Below are 26,253 nucleotides of genomic sequence, written 5' to 3'. Positions count from 1 at the left end.
ATAGCGAAAGCTTGGTACTTTAGCAGCCCTGTCCGGTATTACAGGAAAGTACTAACTCACCTACCCTATTCAATGGAGTCCAGAAGAGCATTTATCAAAAAGGCAACCATGCTGACCGGTGCCGCCGGGATGTTCAGCGTGTTGCCTGCCTCAATCCAGAAAGCCCTTGCTATAGATCCTCAAAAAGGAAGCACTTACCTCGACGCCGAGCACGTAGTGATCCTGATGCAGGAAAACCGTTCCTTTGACCATTCCTATGGTGCGCTCCGTGGTGTCAGGGGCTTCAACGATCCGCGCGCGATCCGTTTACCAAATAAAAACCTCGTGTGGATGCAGACCAATGCATTTGGTGAGACCCACGTTCCTTTCCGGTTGAATATGCGTGAAACCAACGCAACCTGGATGGGCTCGCTGCCGCATTCGTGGACCAATCAGGTGGATGCCAGAAACAATGGAAAATACGATCAGTGGCTGATTGCAAAGCAGCCGGGGCACAAGGATTATGCTAAAATGCCGCTTACGCAAGGCTATTACAATCGGGAAGATATCCCGTTCTATTACGCGCTCGCGGATGCATTTACCGTTTGCGACCAGAACTTTTGCTCGTCGCTTACCGGTACCACGCCCAACCGTCTTTACCTGTGGACTGGTACCGTGCGTGAAAACCCCGATCCGAAACATTATGCCAATGTCAGAAATGAGAACGTAAGTGACGATGCCGAAGCAAGCTGGACAACTTTCCCGGAAAGACTGGAAGACCACGGTGTGTCCTGGAAAATTTACCAGAATGAGCTGAGCATTCCCACCGGCCTGACCGGCGAAGAAGAATCGTGGCTGGCCAACTTCACTGACAATCCGATTGAATGGTTTACACAATATAATATCCGTTTTCACTCGGGATACCAGAAGTACCTGAAATCGCAGCTGGAAACTCTGCCGGGAGAAATTGAGAATGCAAAGGCAAAGCTTAAAAGCGCGGCGCCGGGTAAGGAAAAAGATACCATTGAAAAAGCACTTGCGGCAAAACAGTCGAGCCTGAAACTTGCGAAGGAGGAACTGATCAAATGGAGCCCGGAGAACTTTGAGAAGCTTTCGCAACGCAGCAAGAACATTCACCAAAAGGCATTTACAATTAATAAGAACGATCCGGACTACCGCAGGATTACAACTGTGAAGTATATGGACGGCGATATAGAGCATGAAGCAAAAGCGCCCCTCGGCGATGTGCTGCACCAGTTCAGGAGCGATGTGAATACCGGGCAACTTCCGGCAGTATCCTGGCTTGTGGCCCCGGAGAATTTTTCAGATCATCCTACTTCACCCTGGTATGGTGCTTGGTACGTTTCAGAGGTAATGGATATTCTTACTGCCAATCCTGAGGTTTGGAAGAAGACGATTTTCATTCTTTGTTATGATGAAAACGACGGCTACTTCGACCACGTACCACCTTTTTCTGTCCCAAATCCATACAAAGAAGACACCGGAGCAGTTTCGGCAGGGATAGATTGCAAGACGGAGTATGTAACGCTGGAACAGGATATGACGAAAAAGCCAGCGAAGGAAAGTCGCGAAAGCCCGATCGGACTGGGATACCGCGTGCCGCTGGTGATAGCTTCCCCTTGGAGCAGGGGTGGTAATGTATGTTCAGAAGTCTTTGACCATACATCCATTCTGCAGTTCCTGGAAAAGTTTGTTGCTAATAAAACCGGGAAGCCGATCAAGGAAACGAACATTAGTGACTGGAGAAGAACAATCTGCGGTGATCTTACTTCGACATTCCTTCCTTATAACGGTGAGCAGATCCAGTTGCCTACTTTCCTGGAACGCGACGAATTTATGGAGGGTATCTTCAATGCGAAGTTCAGGAAGTTGCCTAATGCGTACAAAGCTTTGTCCCAGGAAGAAATTGACAAGATTAATCAAGACCCGCTCGCTTCTTCTATTTTACCAAATCAGGAAAAAGGAACACGCCCCGCCTGCCCTGTTCCTTACGAGATCCATGCAGATGGCGCGATCAACTCTGACAAAACTGCATTTGAAATAAAACTGGAAGCCAAAAATGACATGTTCAAAGACAGGTCAGCTGGCGCTCCATTCATTGTTTATGCGCCGGGTAAATACAAAAATGAAGAGTTTAAAGTCTGGAACTACGCAGTAAAGGCAGGCGATTCACTGAAAGGCTCGTGGAAGATCAGCGATTTTGAAGGCGGAAAATACCATTTGCGGGTATACGGACCGAATGGTTTTTTCAGGGAATATACTGGTACCAAAGCTTCCGGCTCCGTAAAAGTGGGTACGCGCTATCAGCTGGACAGAAATAACAAATCCCATGCGTCACTTGCATTCAGCTTTGCCAATGGCGATAATGAAAACGATACTATAATCACCATCACGGATAATGCGTACGGCGCTGATAGCAAGACGATTGATATCCGGCATTTATCAGAAGGCAATGAGCTGCTCATACCCTTCGATGTAAGCAGCAGTTCCAACTGGTACGACTTCTCCATTACCCTTTCCAGCGACCGGGACTTTTTTCAGCGGTACGCGGGGCACATTGAAACAGGTACCCTCAGCGAGAGCGACCCATTTATGGGACAGGCTCTGAGCTAGCAATCCAACAAGTCAGGCTGGAACCCCAATGCAATTCCAGCCTGACACTTTGTCACTTCCATTTTCCCTTCTGTATTCTGGTACGGGGTTTTTAGAAAACCTCAGAGCGACCGCAATGCTGGTCACCAAGCTCAACAGAACGAATCAAATTATACTTAACTTTAATATAGAACAATGGGAAAAATTATTGGCATAGACTTAGGAACAACGAACTCCTGCGTGGCTGTCATGGAGGGTAACGAGCCGGTTGTAATTGCAAACAGCGAAGGTGCCCGTACAACTCCGTCTGTCGTTGCATTCATGGATAATGGTGAACGCAAAATCGGAGCACCGGCCAAACGTCAGGCGATCACTAATCCCAAGCATACTATCAGCTCCATAAAAAGATTTATGGGCAAAAAATACGATGACACAACCGGTGAAATGAAAACCGTTGCGTACAGCGTAGAAAAAGGACCTAACAATACACCGCGTATTCCTATCGGGGACAGGCTATATACACCACAGGAAGTTTCTGCATTCATTTTGCAAAAGATGAGACAAACTGCGGAAGACTATCTTGGTCAGGAAGTAACTGAAGCGGTCATCACGGTTCCTGCATACTTCAATGACGCAGAACGTCAGGCTACTAAAGAAGCTGGTCAGATTGCAGGTCTGGATGTAAAAAGGATCATCAACGAGCCAACTGCTGCTGCACTTGCTTACGGTCTTGACAAGCAGCACCAGGATATGAAAATCGCTGTGTTCGACTTGGGTGGTGGTACTTTCGACGTATCTATCCTTGAACTGGGCGACGGTGTTTTTGAAGTAAAATCTACTGACGGTGATACCCACCTTGGTGGTGACGACTTTGACCAGGTAATTATCAACTGGCTTGCTGACGAATTCCAAAAAGACGAGAACGTCGATTTGAGAAGAGATCCAATGGCGCTTCAACGTTTGAAAGAGGCTGCTGAAAAAGCGAAAGTTGAATTGTCGAGCTCAACGCAGACTGAAATCAACCTGCCTTATATCTTCCCTGTTGATGGTATTCCAAAACACTTGGTTCGTACCCTGACACGTGCGAAGTTCGAGCAGCTGGCTGATACATTGTTCCAGAGAATGATGGAGCCTTGCAAGAGAGCGATGAAGAATGCAGGCTACTCTAACAGCGATATTAATGAAGTAATCCTGGTGGGTGGTTCTACACGTATTCCACGCGTACAGGAAGAAGTTGAAAAGTTCTTTGGCAGAAAACCTTCTAAAAACGTTAACCCTGACGAAGCTGTTGCAGTTGGTGCGGCAATCCAGGGTGGTGTTTTGACAGGTGAAGTGAAAGACGTACTGCTTCTGGACGTAATTCCATTGTCACTGGGTATTGAAACGCTGGGTGGTGTATTCACCAAGCTGATCGATGCGAACACAACCATTCCAAGCAAGAAAACAGAAACATTCTCAACTGCTGCTGACAACCAGCCTTCTGTTGAGATCCACGTACTGCAAGGTGAGCGCCCGATGGCTACTCAAAACCGTACGCTTGGCCGTTTCCACTTGTCGGATATTCCGCCAGCACAACGCGGTACCCCACAGATTGAAGTAACATTCGATGTGGATGCAAACGGTATCCTGCACGTTTCGGCGAAAGATAAAGGAACCGGCAAAGAGCAGAAGATCCGTATCGAAGCTTCAAGTGGTTTGACTGACGCTGAAATCAACAGAATGCGTGAAGAAGCGAAAGCCAACGAAGCAGCTGATAAAGCGGAACGTGAGCGAATCGAAAAAGTAAACGCAGCTGACAGCCTGATCTTCTCAACTGAAAAACAATTGAAAGAATTTGGCGATAAGCTTTCAGAAGGAAATAAATCAAGCATTGAAGGTGCATTGGCTGAGCTGAAATCAGCACACCAGAACCAGGATCTTTCAGGAATTGATGCTGCAATGGAAAAGCTGAATGCTGCATGGCAGGCTGCTTCTCAGGAAATGTACGCACAAGGCGGCGAAGGTCAGCCAGGCGGCGCACAGCCGGGAGCAAATCCGGGCAGCCAGGGCGCAACTGACAACGGCAATGCCACTGACGATGTGACGGACGTCAATTTTGAAGAGGTCAAATAAGGCCCGCTCTTAAAAAATCCCCGTCTGTAAAGATGGGGATTTTTTTTACACCCAATAACGAAAAATGGGGCGCGTAAAACTCAAATTGAAACAGTATTCAAAATGAGCTAACTGGCACCAAATTTTAACTAAATACGATACACGAATTCATCAAATCAAAACCTGTTACTAAAATTCAAGCTAACATATGGACGCAAGGATCGCATTACCTGAACTGATGTACTTATCTCCTACTACCCGCGAAAAAGCGGTAGTGATTGCCCAGGAACTTCTCAGATCTCACAACATTTCACCACGCGACGCTGTAGCAAAAGCCATATTGATAGCTAAAAACTGGGCTGTCAAAAAGGTTAACCGCAGTGTCTGGCAAAAACTAAAATCCATCGAAAAAGAAATCATATGATTGGCAGCGAACTGAAATTCAAAGATCAGGTTGCTATTGTAACCGGTTCAAGTTCTGGAATAGGTAAAGCCTGTGCAGTTCATCTGGCAAGTTTAGGTGCGAAGGTTGTAGTCAATTACAGCTCTAATGCAGCAGAAGGCCAGAAAACAGTGGATGAAATCAAGGATAGAGGCGGAGAAGCAATACTTGTTAAGGCTGATGTAAGTCGCGAAGATGAGGTACTTGCCATGTTTCGCGAGACCATCTCCACGTACGGTCGACTGGATGTGCTGGTAAGCAATGCTGGCTTGCAGAAAGATGCACCGTTTCTTGAAATGACATTGCAGGAGTGGCAAAAGGTGATAGATGTAAACCTGACTGGTATGTTTTTATGCTGCCGCGCCGCTGCAAGACAGTTTCTTGCGCAGGAGAAAGAGGCTGGCGAGACTAATCACAGCGAGCTGTCTATTGGTAAGATCGTAATGATGAGTTCTGTACACGACATTATCCCATGGGCCGGACATGTAAATTATGCTGCTTCAAAAGGAGGTATCATGATGTTCATGAAGTCTATTGCTCAGGAACTTGCGCCTCATAAGATCAGGGTTAACTCGGTAAGTCCGGGCGCAATCAAAACGCCTATTAACAAGGAAGTATGGTCTGACCCCGGAAAATACGACGAGTTAATGAACCTGATTCCATACAAAAGAATAGGTACTCCACAGGATGTGGCTAAGGCAGTTGCCTGGCTCGCGTCAGATGAGTCTGACTACGTTAATGGAGAGACCTTATATATAGACGGCGGCATGACGCTCTATCCGGAGTTTTCGGATAATGGCTGATCTGTCACCAGAACGATTATACTTCATCCAAATGCAAAACGCGCGGTTTTCAACCGTGCGTTTTTTTGTTTGTAATAGCAACTTACCCGATAATACATTACATCTAAACGTTCCTACACCAATAGTCGCCACTTGCACATCGATAGCTACCGGCTGCACATCGACAATGTCAATAAGTTGCATTATGACTATATCTCATTGAATTTTTGGAATATTATACCGCACTTTGTTCATGCCACGAAGCTGTACAAATGAGTACTTCAGGAGGGCGGAATCTAACATGCTATGATAATGAAAATCAAGTTTTCAGTGCCCTCATTTTTAACATTAGCTGCATTCATTCTTCTTCTTAGTGCATGCTCTCAAAATGATTTATCAGAACCACCTTCAAACGAGAGAACGAATGACAAGAACAAGTTTTTCGTCGACCAGGATGAAGCGATCAGTCTGCTCTCTGGTGAAAAAGCTACGAAAATTGAACATAATGCCCGGACAAGTGCCGATGAAAGGCTGTATGTAAAAGCTATAAGGCGGTTTAATGACAATGCAGGCAAGACGATGTTCTACATCGTAGAATACGGAGAAGACCAAGGCTTTACACTCCTTTCTGCTGATAAAAGGATGAAGCCCATCCTGGCTTTTTCGGAGAAAGGCACCTTTAACGAAAAGACAGATAACCCGGGGATCCAGCTCTGGCTTGATATCATCAGGGAAAACTTTGAAGGTGTTCAAAAGCAGAAGGAAGCGCACGTTGACATTATCAATCTGTGGGAACAGCTCAGACAAAACCCAAACGGCAACCGAACCACAGAGGCACCTGTTAACACCCCGGAAGCGAGCTGCGAGTGGTTCGTAACCCATCCCCTTCCGGCGAATTCCACGATTGCGCATTTGACTCATAATCTGTCAAGGTGGAATCAAGGTAAGGGCTATAACGCATTTTGTCCAGCGGGAGTTAAAACCTTGAACTGTAAAACGAGCTATAAATGTGACAACGCACCAACAGGTTGCGGACCTGTGGCGGTAGCGCAAGTATTAAGATACCATCGAAAGCAAATCACTACCAATGGGCATACTTACTCGGCATCCATGTTTAATGCGATGCCCGTAAACGCGCCAGACAACTGCATTCCTGTGAATCCAAACCATATCGATTTAGCACATCTTTTGCGCGATACCGGCAAAGATTTGGATGCAGTATACAATACCGTAGTTCCAGCCCTAGGTATTCCACTTTCGGGTTCCGGCTGTCAGACATGGAATATTCCGGGACACATTGATAATTTCTTTTCAAACCGTGGATATACTTCTTTTGATACCGATTTCTTCACCAACATCGGGATGATAAGCTCCGAACTTCGAACCCTCAGACCAGTTATCGTATTCGGCTCTAACTGTGCCGCTTGTGCAGCTAATCAGCATATTTGGGTTATGGATGGGATTAGAGATTTGTATGCCATTTTCAATGATCAAAATGGCTTTTGCTATGAGAATCATTCAATTTACTACCAAATGAACTGGGGTTGGGGTGGATTGGAAAATGATATCTGGTTTGCTTACGACGGCATAGTCGGTGGCGGCACCCTTTATAACAGCTCGAATATGAGAGCTTACATTGTTAAACCATAATCCCATATAAACGTGAAAGCCTTCATCGCAACCTTAATTGCCTTACTCGCAACCGGATGTTTTCCTAAACAAAGATATCTGGAACCCTATGGAAGCCCGACCAATGGTGATAAACCAGGATATTGGAAACTAGTCAATTATAAAAGAAAAGGTCAGCGGGAAGCCCCAGCCAAAATCTCGGAGAGGGCGCTATTGGAAGTTCAATATCTTCTTGCTGAGAAAGACAGTTTAGAGGAGCCCCTGTATCACAAAGGAGCACCATACTACATATTTTCATTCTACAACACCGCGTTGCACAGGACAGATTCATTGCAAGCAGTTCAATACGGTAATAAGTACGATAGGAAGCACAAGATGAGCCAGTTTTGGTACAGTATCAATAAAGCATCCGGATTTGCGGCTTTCCTAAATGCCGAGCCGGGTGGTGATATGAAAACGTATAGCATCGAGCTCAGCAACATTATGAAAAGCGCAACCTACAAACCCGAGCTGGATTCATTGCGGTACATTTATGAGCCTACTGCAAAATTTAGATAATCCGGCATTTACAACCGTCCTTTAATCTTCTGGGGATAAACCTGTATAACTTGTTTTGATACATCGCATCTGGATTCGCGATAGAGACTTCTAATTATAAGGCTGATCCGTAACCAAAAGGATTATACTTCATCCAAATGCAAAACGCGCGGTTTTCAACCGTGCGTTTTTTTGTGTTTGAGACGATCTGCCGCCAAATTAGCTTTTGACATTTATCAAGAAATTAGAGTATATACGTCGCTCCAAAGCTCAGTTTGGCACATCTCACCCAAAATTTGTTGTATTATAAAATTATCAAATTGGATTATACGATTAATTTCTCTCACCTTTGTAGCACATCACAAAGTCTTCCGAACGGATCAGATAGGATGATGGAATCTAACACATACTTGTACCATGAGAAACAAATTATCACCTGCCAAGTGGCCCCTCCTCCTATGTTTGTCAATGCTCATCTTCTTTCAATGCCAAAGAGAAGAACCATTAAATACCCCTTCTTCCCCCATTGAGACTCAAAATGATCCGAATATATTGTCCCTTGTTGAAGCCACGCAGGTGGCCTCTTCTTCCCTTACTTCGATGAATCGGTTGAATGCAGATTCCACTGAGGCCAGGCCGACCGACAACAATGTGATTACAGACCAGCTTACGATCGCTGATTCTGTCAATGGGTCTCCCCTCCTTTACATCTTCCAAAAGAAACGAGGCTTTGTAATTGTAGCAGCCGATCTCCGTGTGATGCCGATCCTTGCATTTTCTGAGACTTCTAAAATAGATGTAAGAAATATCCCAAACGGAGTTTCTCTGTGGATTGATATGGCCAAGACGAAAGTGAGGGAAGCCAGACGCCTTGGAGGTGAACCTGATAATATCATAGCCAAAGAATGGCAGAAGTTCTTGTCAAGAAAACTTCGGGTTCAGCATACCAATTGCATTGAATGGTATCAATATGGTCAGTTTCAATGCAAGAACAAGATGACAATAGTCGGGCCGTTGCTATCGATAGTGTGGGGGCAAAGAGCACTGTCTACTACCAAACTCAGTACTGCGGGGGATTGTGATGGATGTGGGAGAAGGAGAGCTGGCTGTGGCCCGGTAGCAATGGCGCAACTTGAAGAATTTTACCACCCCGACCTGGCTCGCCCAAGAGAGTCGGACGTTACTTGTACTGCCTCCACTGCCGGTGAACATAGCCTTGGTTCGTTAATGAAAACTATGGGTGACAAGGCCAAAGCGAGCTACAACTATATGGGATCCTGCAATACATTTACCTGGCCGGGAGATGTGAAAAGCGGATTGCAAAGCTTCGGGTTTTCTAGCGGAGGGTCGGGAAATGAAGCTTATAATGTCACTCTAATCAAAACCGAACTAAAGACAAACCATCCTGTAATCTTTTGGGGGTCAACCTGCTTAACCTGTTTTGACAATTATCACATTTGGCTCTGCGAAGGATATCAAGTCAACGATTACAGTGAATTCGACTGCTCCACTAAGCAGTGCAAGGAATGGTCATTTACATATTTAAGAATGAACTGGGGTTGGGATGGAGACTGGAATGACTACTACGCTTTTGGTCAATATAATCCAAAAGGCGAAGATTATAACGGCAATATGCATGTGATAACTGGAATCAGACCTTAAATAAATATGAAAAGCTCCAAAACAACTTCTGTGGGTTTCACTTTGATTCTCTGTTTGATCTGTGCTTGTGACCGTGACGATGGTTGGGATGCGGGTGTGCCTTTTGAATCTCGTTTATTCGTTAACTGGAAATTAGAAAAAGTAGTTATGCCAACCCGCGTTCTGTCAGGTACTCAAATTGGATTCACGGAAATAATGAACATTACCAACAAAGATGGCTATAACATCGAAGAAATTTTCAGAAATGACACACTTTTCACTACATATTTTTGGAGAAGAGATCCACCCCCAATTGCGAAAACAAAGCAACAAACCGTATTGATAACGTACCGTTATGGCTTGAAACGCTTTTACAAACTTTATAGCACAGTCGGGCAGCCGTCAACTCTGGAAGCAACCGACTACTTGCCGGAACTCGGTGGCGATGCTGACACGGTCAAGTTCTACTACAAGCAAGTTTGGTAGTACAGTTATGCAAAACTTCAAAAGCTATGAAAAATGCAACCACATTCTCGGGAATTTTGATTTTCATGTTTTTACTAATCTGCGCATGCGAGCGGGATAATGGCAAAATTGGCGGTGAACCCATTTCAACAAGGCTCAAAGGAACGTGGAATTTAGAAAGAATAGAGACACCTACACGCTCACTGAGCGGATCACAGATAGGCTATTCAGAAGTGCTTAAAAGCTACCATGAAGTGGATGACGAGGTAGAACGAGTCTTTCGAAATGATACACTCCATGCCAAGCATATCTGGACGAGAGTTCCCGGCACCATTTCCAAAGTAAAAACTATGACTGTCTCAATTACCTACCGTGGGAGTGGGCTAAAACGCCTATACAAGATCATCGAAAAAGTAGGCGAGCTAACGAGATTGGAAGCCACCGACTACTTGCCGGAACTCGGTGGAGCAGCTGACTCGGTTAAGTTTTACTATAAGCAAGTCCGGTAGAAGGTAGTGAATGCAGTACAAACAATTTACCAGACAGCTGCATTGAAACAACTGGAATAACGGTGAAACAAGGCTAAATTTGGGCATCTTTTAATTGTTGCCTGAAAGTATGAAGCTCTTCGCCTCCCTGTTTAAACGTCCCTGGCTTGGCTGGTTCTGGACCCTATTGATTCTTGTTGCCTGCACCTGGCCTGGCAAAGATCTGCCGTCGGCTCCCACGGTGGGATTCGATAAGATTGTACATGCAGGGTTGTTTATTGTTTGGATAACCCTGTGGCTGCTGGTTTATCCGGAAAAAGCCCGCTTGTTTGTAATACTCGGAATGGCGTATGGACTCGGGCTGGAATTTTACCAGCAGCTTCTGCCATTCGATCGCACTTTTGACTGGTGGGATGCCGTGGCAGATGCTGCTGGTGTAATATTGGGGTATCTTTTTGTGACTTTCGTCTTCAACCGTTACCGCCAGCGCTTGTATTGATTGATAAGGCTGTTGGTTGAACTATCGTGGTTATTAACCGGCCAGTCATTTTGCAGTTCAGGGTAGATCTTGTTGGCAAGCTGTTTTCCAAGCTCCACGCCCCATTGATCAAAACTGTAAATATTCCAGATAATACCCTGAACAAAGATCTTATGCTCGTACATGGCGATCAGGCTGCCTAGTACCTTAGGAGTGATCTTTTTCACCAAAATCGAATTCGTTGGCCGGTTACCCGAGAATACTTTAAATGGTGCGATCGCCTCAATTTCCTCAGCAGATTTGCCGGACGCCTTCAACTCGGCACGTACTTCCTCGTTTGTCTTTCCATTCATCAATGCTTCCGTCTGCGCAAAGAAGTTAGATAACAGCATCTTATGATGGTCGCCCAGTGGATTGTGGCTGATAGCGGGCGCAATGAAATCGCAGGGGATCAGCTTGGTACCCTGGTGGATCAGCTGGTAAAATGCGTGCTGGCCGTTTGTACCCGGCTCTCCCCAGATCACCGGCCCGGTCTGGTAAGCTACCGCATTCCCGTCGCGCCCTGTGCTCTTCCCATTACTCTCCATATCTCCCTGCTGAAAGTAAGCAGCAAAACGATGCATGTACTGGTCGTAAGGCAGGATCGCCTGCGTTTGCGCATCAAAAAAGTCATTGTACCAAATGCCAATCAGGGCAAGTAGTACCGGAATATTTCTTTCAAATTTCGTAGTCCTGAAATGCTTGTCCATTTCATGCGCGCCTGAAAGCAGCTGCTCGAAATTTTGAAAACCCACATAGCAGGCAATGGAGAGACCGATCGCAGACCAGAGCGAGTATCTCCCTCCTACCCAATCCCAAAAACCGAACATATTCTCCGGATCAATGCCGAATTTTTCAACCTCTGTCCGGTTTGTTGAAATCGCTACAAAATGCTTTTTAACAAAATTCTCGTCTTTCGCTTTCTCCAAAAACCAACTGCGTGCACTGTGAGCATTTGCCATTGTTTCCTGAGTCGTGAAAGTTTTGGAAGCGATCATAAACAATGTCGTCTCCGGATTAAGCGACTTCACCGTTTCCGCAATATGCGTTCCGTCTACATTGGAAACGAAATGCACATTCAATCCCGGTTTGCTGTAAGCTTTCAGGGCTTCCGTCACCATGACAGGACCCAGGTCGCTGCCACCGATACCGATGTTGACCAGATCAGTGATCTCCTTGCCGGAATATCCTTTCCAGGAGCCCGAGCGGATTTTTCCCGAAAACTCCTTCATCTTGTCAAGTACCTCGTTTACATCGGGCATTACATCCTTTCCATCTACCATCACAGGATCGTTGGAGCGGTTTCTGAGTGCAGTATGCAACACAGCCCGTCCCTCGGTCACGTTGATCTTTTCACCGGTAAACATCTGCTCAATGGCCTCAGCCACGCCAGCTTCCTCAGCCAGCTGGACCAGGTAAGAGCGCGTGCGGGTGGAAATGCGGTTTTTAGAATAGTCAACCAGGATATCGCCAAAGCGTACCGAAAATTTCTTCGCACGCTCAGGCTCTTCTTCGAAGAGCGATTTAAGGTGTTTTTGCGAAATGGTTTTATGGTGCGTTTTCAGCTTTTTGTACGCGGGCAGTTTATCAAAGGGTACGTTACGGAGCATCGCTTGTCAGATTAGGTAAGATTCAAATCAATTCTGAGCTGCAAAAATAGGATTTTGTGACACTTAAAACCATTCAAACGCATTATACTGCATCACAAACCCCTTTGAAGTACCCGACGGACTCGGCTATTCCGGCAAGCGGATCTTTCATATCTTTCTCATATTCAAGCGCGCACACACCCGAGTATTTCACCTTGCGCAGCATCTTGACGAATGCAGGAATATCGATCACACCCCGGCCCAGCTCCGCTGCTTTTCCATCTTTTGTAGCAGCAGTTACGTTTTTAAGGTGCAGGTCGAAAATGCGTTTGGAGTATTTGTTAAGGTCGGCAATGGAATCCTGGTTGTCCCGGCGGTTATGCCCCATATCAAAGCAGATACCAACGCGTGGGTCCAGGTCCTTGATCAGGTTATTAATCGAAGCCGCATTCGGGTACAGCTTATCTTCCGGCCCGTGGTTGTGGATTGCGTATTTGATATCGTACTCCTTCACTTTTTGTTCCACGTATTTCAGGTCTTCATGATTAGGAATACCGATAATCAGCTTCACACCCACTCTTTTGGCATAGTCGAATGCATTGTCAATGTCCTTCGGAGTTTTTGTGTAAATCGGCCCGACAGCATAACCCGTCACACCCGACTCTTTCAACTTCTCGTGAAATGCGGTGATCTGCTCGGCTGTGCTGTTATAAGGAAGATGGAAATCCTTGATACACAAATAATGCACGTCAGTCCGCTTCATCATAGACAGCGCCTCGTCCAGCTTGAAGTTTACAAAGCTGAAACCGGCTATACCCAGCTTGAACGTATCTTCTTTTCTATCCAGAACACTGGCTGCCTGGCTCTCGCGGGTAACTGAAAGCAAGCTTCCGGCAACAAGGCCGGCTATTCCTTTTTGTACAAATCTTCTTCTTGAATTCATTTATCTGAAATTTTGATTAGCTCTACATCTATAAAGACGAGGTACTGCGGTTTTACCACCCACTTTATATTTTCAGTCTGATCCCGATGCGGTTGATCAGTCCGGTAATGATGATAACGAGCAGTGAAAAGCATAGCGATTTGACCAGTCCGACGATCCCTGTACGCAGGAACAAAGGCAGGCTAAAACTCAGCAGGGCGAGCACCGCGTACCAGATATAAGGTATCAGGTAGCAGGTCAATGTGGCTGTTCCGGCTGGTTTCAGGATGTTGGCCCAGCTCCTGACCTTTTTCAGGTCTACAAGCCAGAACATGAATGCAAAAGCAAGAAAGCTGATGCCGCTGCAAATCCCGACCCAGGCCGGAGTGGCGCGGATCTTGGATATTCCCCAGAATGGACGCGTACCAAATCCGTAAATCAGCGCCGCAATACCGAGCGCTATCAGAATCCATATGTAAGTTTGGCCAAGCCCGCCGCGCGCACCCAGCCCCCGGTAAATAACAGAAGCAGTCACGCCCGCCATCACAAAAGCCGGCATTGAGCCGCTGCCGACAATCCAGACGTACTTTCGCACCGGATCAAGAAAATCCAGCATTCCCGCGAACGCGGCCAGATTAAACAAGACCAGAAACAACCATCCCGCCACGATCAGCGGCAAATTGTCTTTCATCAAAAAATAAAGCACCGCGCAGATCAGGTACGACCAGCCGATCAGCCCCAGTATCCCGTACCAGTGTGTGCCCATCCACGAAGGATTTTCCAGGTCGCCTCCTTTGTATACCACAGCCAGGGCGGCAAGAATAATGTAGCCGAGTATTTTGTAGCTGGTAGTACGCACATCATTCTTACCGTACACATTCCAGATCAGGAAGAATGCGATCACCATGGCGATACTCCACACGTGCTTGCTCACCGGCATTGCACTGCTGAGAGCACTTTCCAGGTTGACCAGGTAAATGCCCATTAATAACAATGCGAAGGTTCGCTCGGCAATGTGAAACAGGATGATCCCGTTACTGTCACCTTTTTTCCTGCGGTTAGAAATTGCGAAGGGAATGGAGAGGCCGACTATAAAAAGAAAACACGGAAAAACGACATCAGAAAGCCCCATGGCATCTTCGCTACCTTTGCTGTGCTCCATCCATTGCGGTACGCCTTTCAGCGTCCAGAAATCGTTTACAAAAATCATCAGGAACATCGTCAGCGCTCTGAAAATGTCAATGGAATCCACACGTGCGGTGGCTGGGCTCGTAGTCATCGTGTAACAGGCAGGGGTTAGGATTCCGAATATATCACGAATTTGAACAAATACAGTGCATTTCACGCCGATAATCGCCTCAGAGGCACTTTTTTCGGTTTGGCCCCTCATTTTTTCCGGTTAGCACAATCAGTCTGGCATTGACTTTGCTGAGTAATTATTTTTATTCGAATTATCCTGCGCAGGCAGGTGATTCCTCAACGAAAACTCTCCTTCAGCTTTGAGACCGGAAACATTTCTGTTTGAAATTTCATGGGAAGTCTGCAATCAGGCAGGCGGTATTTTCACCTATATCAAGTCGAAAATCCCGACGATGGTCGATACTTACGACGATCGTTATATGCTGATCGGACCGTATTTTGCGGAAATGGCCGAAAGCCACTTCCGGCCTTTGCAGGAAATCGACCAGCCTGCCCTGGCGGAAGCAGTTGCATTTGTGCGCTCGCTTGGGTTTGAAGTCCACTACGGTTACTGGCTGCTCGACGAAGCCCGTCCCAAAGTGCTGCTGATTAATCCGGTCGTCAGCAGGAATGTTTTAAATGAGGTTAAAGGACGTTTCTGGCAGCGATTTGAAATATCTTCTCTCGAAACTGACGAACTGCGCGATCTGGTACTTGGCTTCGGCGAAGTAGCCAGGATACTATTGAAAAAGCTGGTAGAAAAGCTCGACGCGGACCAGGACGTGATCGCCCATTTTCACGAATGGATGTCAGCATCCTGCCTCGCCGACTTCGACTACGAAAAAATCAGGATTGCAACTGTTTTCAATGCGCATGCTACATTGCTGGGCAGGTACCTCGCTGCCAACGAAGAGCCGTATTTTCATCACATGCCGTACTACGACTGGCAGCAAAAGTCAAGAGAGTACGGGATCCTGCCGCGCGTAGCACTGGAACGCTGCGCAGCACAATCCGCTCACGTGCTGGTTACAAACAGCGAAGTTACCGCATGGGAATGCGAGCTGTTTTTATCAAGAAAGCCTGAGTACATTATCAGGAACGGAATTCACAGGAAACCGGAGGGTGGCCACGAGGTATTTGAGCTGCATCTCCAAAACAGACAGAAAATTGACTCCACTGTCAAAGCGCTGATCACGCCGAGTTACCCATTCAAAACAGATAACACGCTCTACTTCTTTACGTCAGGCAGATATGAATTTTATAACAAAGGTTTTGACATCACATTACGGGCAATTGCCAGACTAAACGAAATGCTGGCAAGCCAGGATACCGATATCTCCATTGTGTTTTTTGTTATTTCAAAACAGCCTTTTTCAAACATCAGACCTGACATACTCGAATCGCGTCAGCGTTTTCAGGACTTACAGAAAATATGCAAAAGGATCAGTAAGCAGCTTGGCCCTGACTTGTACTCCAATGTCATCAACAAGCAAAATGCCGCGTTGCCAAACCTGAACACGCTGATCGACGAAGATCTGCACGTCACGTGGCGTGAGGCTAAGGCGCAGTTCAGGCGCGACGGCTTACCTCCTGTCGTTACACACTTGCTCAACGAGCCTGACGAAATTTCCAATTTCCTCTCTGCCCACCAGCTGGACAACCGCGAGGAGAATAAAGTGAAAGTATTTTATCACCCTGATTACATCGAGCGCGCCACCTCGGTATTTTCAATGGATTACCAGGAATTTGTGAGAGGCTGCCATTTGGGGATTTTCCCGTCGCTGTACGAACCCTGGGGATATACCGCGATGGAGGCTGCATTGCAAGGTACACCGGTGATTACCAGCGATCTGTCTGGCTTTGGCAGGTACATTCAAACTGTCATACCGCCTGAGAGCGAAGACGGGATCAAAATGCTGTACCGCCGCTATCATTCCGACGATGAAGCAGTGGAAACACTCGCGAATATGTTACTGGATTTTGCCGACACGTTTGAGCGGGAACATTATGTGCCGAGGGTTACCCTGCCGAAAACGGTGGTAGATACCGTTTGCTGGACAGAGCTGATGCGCTACTACCGCGATGTGTACCGGCTGGCGCTCATGCGTCACCAGCCGGCAGGGGATTTATATTGATAATCAATGCGATCAGTTGGTCAGGTACCTGAGCGACAGCATGGTGATATCATCGAACTGATTGGCCGCGCCGATAAATTCGACCAGGCTTTCCAATGTAGCCTCGTTCATCTCCCGCGCCGAAGTTTTGGTCGAACCTTCGCCCGTCGTAAAGAAATCCTGCAGGTAATGCATACCGTAACGCGCGCCTGCGAGGTTGTTGGCGTCGGTTACTCCATCTGTATAAAGTACAAACTTATCTCCCTTGTTCAGTGTGAATGAATGCGATTCGTACTCAAACGACGGATCAAAGCAGAGCGCCATTCCACCCAGTTTGGGAACGAGCTCGGTAGTACCGTCTGCCCGGATGATGATCGGAGGCTCGTGGCCGGCGTCCACATATTCAACAACTCCCGTTTTTACATTCATAATGCACACAAATGCAGTAACGAACATATAAGTCGAGTTATCTTCACTTAGAAACTGGTTTACGATCTTCACCTTTTCACAAATACTGTCGTCGTTCCTGTTTGAAAACTGGCTTTTGAAGATCGCTTTACAGATCGCCATAAACAACGCAGCCGGCACTCCCTTATCCGAAACGTCACCGATCATAAAGAACAGGTGCTCGGAGTCCATCATGAAATAATCATACAAATCGCCGCCCACCGCTTTCGCCGGGTGGATAAATGCATGCAGGTCCACGCCCGCCTTGCCGATGTTGGCAGGTACCGTTTTGGGAAGCATCGACAGCTGTATCTCACGCGCCACACTCAGGTCATTCTGGATCGCAATCAGCTGTTCGCGGCCTTTCTCGAAATTGGCCAGCATTTCAATGTGCTCTACAGTTTTTGAAATGGTAATTTCAAGATCCTCAAAATTCACCGGCTTGGTTACGAAATCAAATGCGCCGCGGTTCATCGCCGTGCGGATGTTGTCCATATCCCCGTAAGCCGACACCATAATCGCCTTTAAAAGCGGGTTCTGCTTTTCATTGATTTTGGAAAGAAAGGTCAGCCCGTCCATTCCCGGCATGTTGATATCGGACAGGATCAGGGTAATATCCTCTGTTTCTTCAAGTTTTTGAAGTGCCTCAATCCCGTTGTTTGCAAATACGAATTCATATTTCTTGTCTCTGATCTGCTTTCTGAACAGTTGAAGAATGAGCATTTCCATGTCTTGCTCGTCGTCCACACTTAATATCCTGATGGCCATTTTTTAATGTTTGTTTTGGTAAAAATCCCGTTTAGGCAGGAATGAGTATTTTGAATTCTGTTTTTTCTCCCGGAACCGAAGTCACACTGATCGTCCCTTTATGCGTATCCACAATGCTGGTGTAAGTAAGCGATAATCCCAGTCCCGTCCCTTTTCCCTGCGGCTTTGTAGTAAAAAAAGGCTGAAAGAGTTTGGCTACAATTTCCTCGGGAATACCTATCCCGTTGTCGCACAGCAGTATCTCTACTTCATTGTCAATCCGCCGCGTGGAAATGGAAATCACAGGATCAAACCCCGCCACCTGTTGTTTACGCTTTTCATTAATGGCGTAGCAGGCATTATTGACCAGGTTCACGATCACGCGCCCGAACTCCCCACGCGAGATGCTGACATTCCCTACCGCAGGATCAAGCACATAGTTCAGTGTCACATTAAATTCCCTGTCCTCTGCACGCACGCTCTGATAAGCCAGCTTGCTATACTCTTCGAGCAGCTGGTTCAGGTCGGTCTTTTCGAAAACAGCACCCTCGGAACGCGCCTGTGCGAGCATACCCTGGATAATCCGCTCAATTCGCTTCCCGTTCTCGTTGATCTTCACCAGGTTTTTAGATAAAGTTTCCAACAACTCCCGCTCGTCCGCCACATCGTCCTCACTCAGCTCGTTCAGCGGCTTGCCTACCAGCTCACGCATTTCGTCGATCAGCCCGTTGGACAGGCGCGAGAAATTGTTTACGAAGCTTACGGGATTCTTGATCTCATGTAAAATACCTGCACTCAGCTGTCCGATCTCGGCTAGCCGGTTGAGTTCGATTATTTTCTGCTGATAAATCGCGATGTCCTTATCAGTAATTGCGGGCTCCATATTCGTGTCTATTAGTAGTACGGGTAACTGTCTGCGGGTTATTTGACAATGGGAAGAGAAATTTCAATCTCAGTAAAATCCCCTTCCTTTGAAGTTACCGACATTCTGCCCTTGTGAAATTCTATGATATCCTTGCTCATGTAAAGTCCGAGCCCGGTGCCTTTTGAAGTAGGTTTGGTGGTGAAGAATGGATTAAAAAGCTGTTCTGTTTCTTTCAAAGGGATACCCTTTCCATTATCCCTCACGAAAATCGAAATAGCTCCGTCTGCGCGCCTTGTCGAAATGCGGATTTCGGGTTCAAATACCTTGTCGAACTTTGTCTTTTCAATGACCGCATAACACGCATTGCTGATCAGGTTGGTGAGTACCTGTGCAAATTCGTAAGGCAGCAGACTGACGCGCACCGGCTCCGCATCCAATGCAAAAACCAGCTTGATCTTCGCGTCCTTATATTCCGCCAGCACTTCCTGGATCGCTGATTTCGACTTCGATTCCAGAAAAGGATTAAGATCTGTTTCAAAGAACTCCGTTGATTTCCCTTTGAGCAGCTTCTGCATATCCTTCACAATGCGCGTGGTACTGTTTCCGTGCTCGTATATCTTTTCCAGGTTTTTTTGCAGCATTTCAAAGCCGCTTTCCAGGTCATCTTTTTCATCTTCCGATAAAGTATCCTGATGTTTATCAGTCACTTCCGTAATTTCTTTCAACAGCTTGCCCGACGACTGCGAGAAGTTGTTGATGTAATTCAATGGATTGAGAATTCGGTCCACAATACCCTTTGTAAGACTACCCACAGAAGCCAGGCGCTCCTGCCGGATCAACTCTTCCTGTGTGGATTTCAGGTTTGAAAGTGTGTTTTCGAGATCTTCAAGAATGTTGGTTTTGATATAAGCCCCGATCAAATGCTCTTTCAGGTTCTTGACCATATTAAAGTCGCGCTCGCCGAATGCGTTTTCGCGATCCATATTTTCGAGGGTAATGTAACTTTTAACATCCCCATCCACCCGGATCAGGATACTGATCAGTGATTTGGGTGAGAATACCTCACTCACCGACCGGTTTGTATTCTGGTGCCTGAAATTGTTTTTCAAAAATATATCCTCGTAAACCTCGTCTGCACCGGCTACGTAGCGTTGTTCTGCCTCGGCTGCGGAAAGCTGTACATCTTCCACATCGGCACGCTCAATCACGCCGGCCAATGCGATAAACTGGTAACAGTCAGTGGCTTTATTGTATATCAATGCAGAAGCGCCGTCCACATTCTGGAACTCACAAAGTCTGTCGAGTACCAGCTGGAATAACTTTCCGGTATTTACTTCTCCATTGATCGACTTCACAAATTCATCAATCCTTTCCAGCTGATCATTCGTCGCAGACAGTTCCTCGGACTGGTGTTCGAGTTCTTCTTTCTGGCTCACCACTTCCTCCGTGCGTTCGCGGATCAGGTTTTCCAGTTCCTGCTTTTCACGGATTATGGCCCGCAGGCGCCAGCGCACGACATAGTAAATCATGACCGCAAATACGATGGCGTAAAGCGCGATCATGTACCATTGCCTGAACCAGGGTGTTTGTATAAATAAGGGAAATGCAGCCTCTTTGGAGATGTTACCATAAATATCCCGCGCCCGTACCTTGAAAACGTAGCTTCCCGAAGGCAGCCCGCTGTATTCCTTCCGCGCAATGGTGCTCCATTCTGACCAGCCTTTGTCATAGTTTTCGAGCAGGTACTGGTAAGATACTTCCTGGTTACTCTGGAAGCTGGGCAATGCAAATTCAAAAATGAGGCTGTTCTGCTTGTGGTCGAGGCTTAGCCTGTCCCGATCCGCGTCGCGGGCAATGGGCAGGTCGCCGTCTGGCGTACTTACATTTCTGATCAGCACGGGATAGTTGAGAAGATGCTGTTCACTCAGGCGCATATCGAGCCGGTACAATCCCTGGTCACCACCCAGCCAGGCTACCCCATTGTTATCGGGATAAATCACCTGGAACGGGATAGCGGCAATGGGCAGAAAAGGTTTTTCGATCAGCTCAAATGCATTGCTTTGTCCCTTTTTCCTGAAAAAAGTTACTGACTTCTTGTCTCCGCGCGTGGTCCAGATATTGCCTGCACCGTCGCCCTGCACCCGATCAAACCAGGCTTTTTCGGAGAGCCAGCCGGCGCGCACAAAGCGGTCTGCATTGGACTGGTATTCAAAAAGCCCATCCTTGTTGGTAACAATCAGCCGGTCTCCAAAAACGGCCAGCTTATTGTAAAGCGGGCTGCTGATACCCTGCGTGGCGGAGAACTTACGTGCCGAGCCCGTCGCGTAGTCAAATTTGAAGATCCCGTTCGAAAGCGTTTCTAGCCAGAATGTACCGGCCGGAAATTCAGTAATGCCGGTAATCTGTTCAGCAACCGACTTGATCCTTTCCTTTTGCCAGCCGCTGCCCGACTTTTTGTAAACAGCCAGTCCATCCTGCAAGCCTACAAAAAGTCTGGTACCATCCTGGGAAGCAGTTATAGTCAGCGAAAAATCATTGGATAACGTCGTCAGCGCGCCGGTTTTACTCAGCTGAAACAACCCTTTATTTGAGGCAATGTACAAATACCCGCCCGCCTCACTGAACCCCAGGCAGCTTCCCGGAAATGGAGTAAAATGTGTAACCCTGTTATTTTCAATGGTGTGGAGCCCATTCAATGTTCCTACGATCAGCTTGTTATCAAAGCGCGTTACCGCAGTCACGGAGCCTTTTAATCCTGAGTTACCGTCGAAAACAGATATGGGAGAAGGCAGATCGAAACGTGCAATTCCGTTGTTCAATGCAAGCCAGAGATTGTGCTCGCGGTCGCTGAACATAGCAGTAACCTGACTGTCTTCGATATCTCCGTAAGCATAAACCGGATATGCGATTGTCCCGTCCGGGTTAACGATCAGCATTCCGTTTGCCGCCATACTGATCGCGATCTTGCCGTCTTCCATCTTCACCGCGGTGGTGGCTTTGTTGCTGATCAAAACCGGGTTGGCGTTTCCGGCGATGTTTTCAATGCGGTTACCTTCCAGAAGATAGGCGCCCTGACTGGTGGTGAGCAGCATCGCCGAATTTGCGGTAAGCGGGACAACCGCAACCAGATCCAGCAATGCAGGTACGTCGGGCGCGATCGTCACCCCTGAAACTTTACCTTCATTCAATAACAGAAAACCCTTGTTTTTGGCGTAAATCACGGCACCCTCTCCAAACGCAAATGCGGATTGAATGGACAGCCCGTGTTTATAAGCTTTCACATTCCTGCCGTCCCAAAAAAAGTTGGTCTGATCGGAAATGAACCAGGCGCCGGCTTTTGCAGGCAGTATCTGTATGATCTGGCCGGGCTTATCTTTCAGTTTCGCAGAAAGGCTCACAAAGCGGTGCACACCCAGACTGTCATAAGCGAGGTACCCGAATTCTCCATTGGCACCCACGAGCACGCGGCCCCTTCTGTCGGTTTTCAGGGCAGATACCCGCGTCACATTTTCAGTTTGAATGGTGTTCCAGGAAACGCCGTCAAATTCCAGCACGCCGGCGAAATTGGCAAAATACATCATCCCGGTACTATCCTGCGTAATGCCGAAGTTCTGGTCGTGTGCGTGGTATTCGGAAGATTGGTAAAAGCCGAACATCGGCCGGCCTGTCTCCCGCATAGCCGCGCTTCCGCCCTGCGCCAGCACTGACACAGCACTCAGGCAAACCAGCCAAAATCCAAGCCATAAATTCTTCATCTGATCAAACCTTCGGTCCATGTACTTATTAATGCTAATCCGTTGCCTCCGTTATGCTGTTACTGTTTCCGGTGCCACGTGATGTCTAATGTTCAAATCTTTTAACAGATAATCTTCCACAATGTAAAACTCCGTCTCCTCCAACACATTAGGGATCATTGCCACGCCCAGTGCTTTCAGCTCGTCCACGCTCCTGATCTCACCTGCACCGATCACCCCGGCTTTCGAGAAGAGCAGCTTTCCGTAAGTAACCAGCACCGACAAGTCCGGCCGACTGGTATGTTTCCGTAAATCGATCACCTCCCCTTCATCTTCTTTAAAATACTCCGAATTGAGCAGTATCTTCTGCAATTCTCCATTGAGAAGCTTTTCCAGGCCCGGCGTATCCCGCAAGCGGCGCAGCTTGCAGATCAGCAGATCTTCTTCCGTAGCCAGCCATTCAAGCGGCTTCATAATCTGTAAATGAAACTGGTCATTGTCCCGTGTCATCACATGCATCACCGAGCGAAACCGGGGCGGATTAACGATCCTGAGCACGTAGAAAGCAGTTTCAGAGATTACCTTGGAATGTGAAACCGCATTGGAGACCAGTATATCCGTCACATTTCCGGCAGGAAAATGTTTCAGTTCTTTAATCGCAACCGCCTTTGTCCACCTTGAAATGCGTGTATAATCCTTGTTGATCACGTCCTTCAAACGCTCTTCGACGGTGAGCTGCGCCTGCGGGAAAATCTCGTTATACCTGCGGAACATCTCTTCGCGAGAGTCGCTGTCCAGATAAGGCAGCACCTTGTTCTTTACATTCTCCGGCAGCATTAAATCGGAAATCTCCGTGAGATAGTCTCGGGCGTCGGTAGCCTGCTCGCCTCTCAGCAAAGTAATGGCGTGAAATCTTGAACCAAATACCACTTCCAGCACCGTAAATGCCTTGAAAATAATGCGCTGCTTCTCACGTTCCAGGTTGTGCATCATTTGCGAAGACGCGTCATAATCCTGGTCAAGATCAGTTTGCGCGGCGAGCAGCCAGGTGAATGTTTTCAAATGCTCATCGAGCTCGTTCAGCAGGTATGTCCGCTCGGTGGTATTACATACATAATGCAGGTTGCGGAGCGAGTCGAGTACCTTATCTTTCACAAACCGGTTAGGACTTTCAAGATTTCTCCTCAAAAACCGCAAAGCCTCGGCATTGCCAAATTCTTCCACCAGCTTGATCAGGTGAAGCTGCCGGTACCGGTTGTCGTTATTGCTCAGAAAAGTCTTTTCAATGTATTTCAAAAGCGGCGTGCCCGATTTGGCCAGTGCCGTGAATGCAACGGAATAGTACCTGTCTATCTCCATTTGCTCCATCAGATAGGGCCACAACTCAGGCCTGCGTAACTCGCCCGCCGTGTAAATAGCCGCCTTGCGAACAGCAGGACTTGGGTCCTCCAACAGTGGGATCAGGTATTTATAAGACAAAAAACGATTAGACCCGCCGAACCCGACAGCCGCTTCAATCCGCTCCTTTTCATCTCTGGAAAAAACTTGCCTGATCAGCAGATCAAATGGCTTTTCCACTTCCTGTAGCTCAGGTTTGTATTCGGCTGTGCGCTTTGAACGCGTCGGGAATACGAAAGCTTTGTCACGCACTGCTTTCTTGTAAGCATTCTGGCCCGTGAATGAAGCCACTGCCCAACCGATTGCGACGATCAGGAATATTATGGAAAGCTGCAACGCACTCAGATTGGCGAAATTGACCAGTATCAGCAGCAATATCCCCGCCGCCAGTCCGCCGATTGCCTTGGCCCTTCCTTCGATCCTGCCCTGGATATTGAGCCTGAATTTGGCAGGAATGGGCTGGTACAATGACTGGTAAGCCGGCTCGCTGATCGCTTTCCGAATGGCGCTCATGAAAAATCTTGACAAAGCCACACAGGCGAAAAATATCCCGGCAGTATCGTAGCCGAGACCGTAGATCACGGAAACGGCAAAGCTGAAAACCAGGCTCGCGGGCAATATCAAAATACCCAGCTTCAAACCGAACTTGCTGATCAGGCGGTTATAAAGGAAGGTTTTTATAAAAAATTCGAGAATAGAAGATATACCGAAAAACACCCCGAGAAAGCTGGCAAGTGAACCTTTATCCGTGAAAATTGCCCGGGATTCTGTGAAAAAGATGTACTCCACATAGAACAGCGCAAAGACTGGCAGCAATGCAAGCAGGAAGATATTGCGGTAATAAGACGGGTCTACCGCCGCCTCGCCCGCCTTTTCGACGGTACTTGTCTCGGCAGGTTTTGTGCTTGCATTGGTTACGTATTTCTGATGGATTTTCCTGAGTAAAAAACTGCAAACGATCAGGAATGCGACGGCTACGACGAGCAGTGAGTCCGTAGGAATGATCTTAACCAGGCCAGGCACCGCCAGGTACATGATCACTGAGGAAAATACATCGCCTGTGTTAATCAGCGACGAAAGTCTTTTGGACTGTTGCAAATTAAACAGCTTCACAACAACCGCCCAGAAAGTAACCCCATTCACAAGTACAAAAACGCGGTTCCAGATGAAGAGTACAAAGAAAACCCACCTGCTGCCGGTTAAATGGTATGTAACCAGAAAAACGACAATCGAACTGATCAGGAAAAACAGCATTCTCTCGGCCAGCTTGTCAAATGCCATTAACTTTTGTAGCCGCGTCACACCCAGACCGAGCAGGTAAGTAAAGACGCCGCCGACAATGTACACCTGCGGCAGCATGAGCCGGTCGAAGCTGATCAGGAATGAGGAGGCTACTACCGTGTAAAACAAGGCAGTAGCCCCTCCCATGAAGAAAGAGTAAGCCATCAGTAAGGTGACCAGGTTGCCCTCCCCTTTTCTGACGTTGAGCATCAGCGATATGTCCGCCAGTCTTTTCAAATTAATGAACCAGTTCTTTGATCATGAAATAAATCTGCCGCTCCGGCATCTGAAAAAGGGGCTTGATTTTGCCCAGGTATATAAATCCAAGATCTTCCAGCGGTTTAATGCGCGACTCGACGGGTTGTGCAATGATCGCCCGCGCGCCTTGCGCCCTGGCAAATTCAATCCGCGTTTCATCGAGAATGGAAGAAAACCCATTGCCACGGTATCCCGGCGCAACTACCAGCCTGTTCAGCGAAGCAAATGGACCCTGCGCATAATCGCCGAGCAGCGCTTCATCGAACAGATTTGCATGGGGTACCGAACTATAATCTTTGTGAAAACTCAACCGGGCGGCCGCAACGATTGTTTTTTCGTGCGTAATAATCCAATGGTGTGCACGCAGGTCGTCGTCATCAAGCCAGGCTTTATGCGAGAAAAAATCCTGACTGATCCCTTTTTCATCTTTCCAGGCGAGCACGCGCAATGCGCCCATTTCATCCAGCCGCTCAGGGTAGTCCAGCTTCGTGAGCAGGAATTCTGAGTTTTTGATTTCAAACCTTGTATTCATTAA

19 protein-coding genes are annotated in these 26,253 nt (G+C 47.3%); 11 read left to right on the top strand and 8 right to left on the bottom strand.

Going from position 1 to position 26,253, the window contains the following annotated elements; translation table 11 throughout:
- The first annotated feature begins 72 nt into the window (after positions 1-72).
- The 10 genes from ASG33_RS17040 to ASG33_RS16995 all read left to right on the top strand — a co-directional run bounded on the left by ASG33_RS17040 (position 73) and on the right by ASG33_RS16995 (position 11,166).
- Positions 73-2,613: a phosphocholine-specific phospholipase C gene (locus tag ASG33_RS17040; protein WP_056287767.1), complete on the top strand. Its 2,541-nt coding sequence runs from the start codon at positions 73-75 to the stop codon at positions 2,611-2,613.
- A 174-nt stretch (positions 2,614-2,787) separates the two neighbouring features.
- Positions 2,788-4,704 (top strand): molecular chaperone DnaK, encoded by a 1,917-nt coding sequence (gene dnaK, locus ASG33_RS17035; protein ID WP_056287765.1) that lies wholly within the window; start codon positions 2,788-2,790, stop codon positions 4,702-4,704.
- Positions 4,705-4,891: 187 nt separating this feature from the next.
- Entirely contained in the window at positions 4,892-5,107 is a 216-nt protein-coding gene (locus ASG33_RS17030) for a hypothetical protein (protein WP_056287763.1), read from the top strand.
- Entirely contained in the window at positions 5,104-5,928 is an 825-nt protein-coding gene (locus ASG33_RS17025; protein ID WP_056287761.1) for an SDR family oxidoreductase, read from the top strand. Before ASG33_RS17030 ends, ASG33_RS17025 begins: the two co-directional genes overlap by 4 nt.
- A gap of 291 nt (positions 5,929-6,219) precedes the next feature.
- Positions 6,220-7,557, top strand: a complete 1,338-nt coding sequence (locus ASG33_RS17020; protein WP_056287759.1) for a C10 family peptidase — start codon at positions 6,220-6,222, stop codon at positions 7,555-7,557.
- A 12-nt stretch (positions 7,558-7,569) separates the two neighbouring features.
- Positions 7,570-8,094 (top strand): hypothetical protein, encoded by a 525-nt coding sequence (locus tag ASG33_RS17015; protein ID WP_056287758.1) that lies wholly within the window; start codon positions 7,570-7,572, stop codon positions 8,092-8,094.
- A gap of 531 nt (positions 8,095-8,625) precedes the next feature.
- Positions 8,626-9,735, top strand: a complete 1,110-nt coding sequence (locus tag ASG33_RS17010; RefSeq protein WP_162242755.1) for a Spi family protease inhibitor — start codon at positions 8,626-8,628, stop codon at positions 9,733-9,735.
- A 6-nt stretch (positions 9,736-9,741) separates the two neighbouring features.
- The gene (locus ASG33_RS17005) at positions 9,742-10,200 is read left to right on the top strand and encodes a hypothetical protein (RefSeq protein WP_056287753.1); all 459 of its coding nucleotides are present in this window, start codon (positions 9,742-9,744) and stop codon (positions 10,198-10,200) included.
- Between the two features lie 26 nt (positions 10,201-10,226).
- Complete coding sequence (locus tag ASG33_RS17000; protein WP_056287751.1) at positions 10,227-10,688, top strand: hypothetical protein; 462 nt, start codon at positions 10,227-10,229, stop codon at positions 10,686-10,688.
- A gap of 109 nt (positions 10,689-10,797) precedes the next feature.
- Positions 10,798-11,166, top strand: a complete 369-nt coding sequence (locus ASG33_RS16995; RefSeq protein ID WP_157474825.1) for a VanZ family protein — start codon at positions 10,798-10,800, stop codon at positions 11,164-11,166.
- On the opposite strand, the gene pgi is transcribed toward ASG33_RS16995, so the two are convergent.
- The 3 genes from pgi to ASG33_RS16980 form a co-directional block, all read right to left on the bottom strand.
- Positions 11,145-12,794 (bottom strand): glucose-6-phosphate isomerase, encoded by a 1,650-nt coding sequence (gene pgi, locus ASG33_RS16990; RefSeq protein ID WP_056287747.1) that lies wholly within the window; start codon positions 12,792-12,794, stop codon positions 11,145-11,147. The two genes, ASG33_RS16995 and pgi, sit on opposite strands and share 22 nt — an antisense overlap.
- Before the next feature lie 82 nt (positions 12,795-12,876).
- A complete protein-coding gene (locus ASG33_RS16985) occupies positions 12,877-13,716 on the bottom strand; it encodes a sugar phosphate isomerase/epimerase (RefSeq protein ID WP_056287745.1) in 840 nt (279 codons plus the stop codon).
- A gap of 64 nt (positions 13,717-13,780) precedes the next feature.
- Positions 13,781-14,974 carry a DUF5009 domain-containing protein gene (locus tag ASG33_RS16980; RefSeq protein ID WP_056288605.1) on the bottom strand — a complete coding sequence of 398 codons (1,194 nt, stop codon included), beginning with the start codon at positions 14,972-14,974 and terminating at the stop codon, positions 13,781-13,783.
- Between the two features lie 220 nt (positions 14,975-15,194).
- Between ASG33_RS16980 and ASG33_RS16975 the strand changes: the two genes are divergently transcribed.
- Positions 15,195-17,009: a glycosyltransferase gene (locus ASG33_RS16975; protein ID WP_056287743.1), complete on the top strand. Its 1,815-nt coding sequence runs from the start codon at positions 15,195-15,197 to the stop codon at positions 17,007-17,009.
- Positions 17,010-17,021: 12 nt separating this feature from the next.
- Here the strand turns inward: ASG33_RS16975 and ASG33_RS16970 are convergent, their stop codons facing one another.
- From ASG33_RS16970 to ASG33_RS16950, 5 genes are read right to left on the bottom strand one after another with little or no spacing between them, the layout of a single operon-like run.
- Entirely contained in the window at positions 17,022-18,203 is a 1,182-nt protein-coding gene (locus ASG33_RS16970) for a PP2C family protein-serine/threonine phosphatase (RefSeq protein WP_056287741.1), read from the bottom strand.
- 31 nt (positions 18,204-18,234) lie between these two features.
- Positions 18,235-19,065 (bottom strand): sensor histidine kinase, encoded by an 831-nt coding sequence (locus ASG33_RS16965; RefSeq protein ID WP_056287739.1) that lies wholly within the window; start codon positions 19,063-19,065, stop codon positions 18,235-18,237.
- A gap of 38 nt (positions 19,066-19,103) precedes the next feature.
- Entirely contained in the window at positions 19,104-22,823 is a 3,720-nt protein-coding gene (locus ASG33_RS16960) for an ATP-binding protein (protein ID WP_056287737.1), read from the bottom strand.
- 30 nt (positions 22,824-22,853) lie between these two features.
- Complete coding sequence (locus ASG33_RS16955) at positions 22,854-25,697, bottom strand: MFS transporter (RefSeq protein ID WP_056287735.1); 2,844 nt, start codon at positions 25,695-25,697, stop codon at positions 22,854-22,856.
- Between the two features lies 1 nt (position 25,698).
- Positions 25,699-26,250: a GNAT family N-acetyltransferase gene (locus tag ASG33_RS16950; RefSeq protein WP_056287733.1), complete on the bottom strand. Its 552-nt coding sequence runs from the start codon at positions 26,248-26,250 to the stop codon at positions 25,699-25,701.
- Positions 26,251-26,253: the final 3 nt, after the last annotated feature.

It is taken from the genome of Dyadobacter sp. Leaf189 (assembly GCF_001424405.1).
In the GTDB taxonomy this organism is placed as follows: domain Bacteria; phylum Bacteroidota; class Bacteroidia; order Cytophagales; family Spirosomataceae; genus Dyadobacter.
The sequence above is the reverse complement of the archived record's forward strand: the minus strand, read 5'-3'. Positions and strand labels throughout refer to the sequence as shown.

What these genes read in the sequence shown, in the direction of transcription:
- ASG33_RS16995 (WP_157474825.1), top strand. Translation starts at nt 10,798, where the DNA reads ATGAAGCTCTTCGCCTCCCTGTTTAAACGTCCCTGGCTTGGCTGGTTC.
- ASG33_RS16950 (WP_056287733.1), bottom strand. Translation starts at nt 26,250, where the DNA reads ATGAATACAAGGTTTGAAATCAAAAACTCAGAATTCCTGCTCACGAAG.
- ASG33_RS16960 (WP_056287737.1), bottom strand. Translation starts at nt 22,823, where the DNA reads ATGGACCGAAGGTTTGATCAGATGAAGAATTTATGGCTTGGATTTTGG.
- ASG33_RS16980 (WP_056288605.1), bottom strand. Translation starts at nt 14,974, where the DNA reads ATGACTACGAGCCCAGCCACCGCACGTGTGGATTCCATTGACATTTTC.
- ASG33_RS17040 (WP_056287767.1), top strand. Translation starts at nt 73, where the DNA reads ATGGAGTCCAGAAGAGCATTTATCAAAAAGGCAACCATGCTGACCGGT.
- ASG33_RS17030 (WP_056287763.1), top strand. Translation starts at nt 4,892, where the DNA reads ATGGACGCAAGGATCGCATTACCTGAACTGATGTACTTATCTCCTACT.
- ASG33_RS16985 (WP_056287745.1), bottom strand. Translation starts at nt 13,716, where the DNA reads ATGAATTCAAGAAGAAGATTTGTACAAAAAGGAATAGCCGGCCTTGTT.
- ASG33_RS17020 (WP_056287759.1), top strand. Translation starts at nt 6,220, where the DNA reads ATGAAAATCAAGTTTTCAGTGCCCTCATTTTTAACATTAGCTGCATTC.
- ASG33_RS16965 (WP_056287739.1), bottom strand. Translation starts at nt 19,065, where the DNA reads ATGGAGCCCGCAATTACTGATAAGGACATCGCGATTTATCAGCAGAAA.
- dnaK (WP_056287765.1), top strand. Translation starts at nt 2,788, where the DNA reads ATGGGAAAAATTATTGGCATAGACTTAGGAACAACGAACTCCTGCGTG.
- ASG33_RS16970 (WP_056287741.1), bottom strand. Translation starts at nt 18,203, where the DNA reads ATGGCCATCAGGATATTAAGTGTGGACGACGAGCAAGACATGGAAATG.
- ASG33_RS17000 (WP_056287751.1), top strand. Translation starts at nt 10,227, where the DNA reads ATGAAAAATGCAACCACATTCTCGGGAATTTTGATTTTCATGTTTTTA.
- ASG33_RS17005 (WP_056287753.1), top strand. Translation starts at nt 9,742, where the DNA reads ATGAAAAGCTCCAAAACAACTTCTGTGGGTTTCACTTTGATTCTCTGT.
- pgi (WP_056287747.1), bottom strand. Translation starts at nt 12,794, where the DNA reads ATGCTCCGTAACGTACCCTTTGATAAACTGCCCGCGTACAAAAAGCTG.
- ASG33_RS17025 (WP_056287761.1), top strand. Translation starts at nt 5,104, where the DNA reads ATGATTGGCAGCGAACTGAAATTCAAAGATCAGGTTGCTATTGTAACC.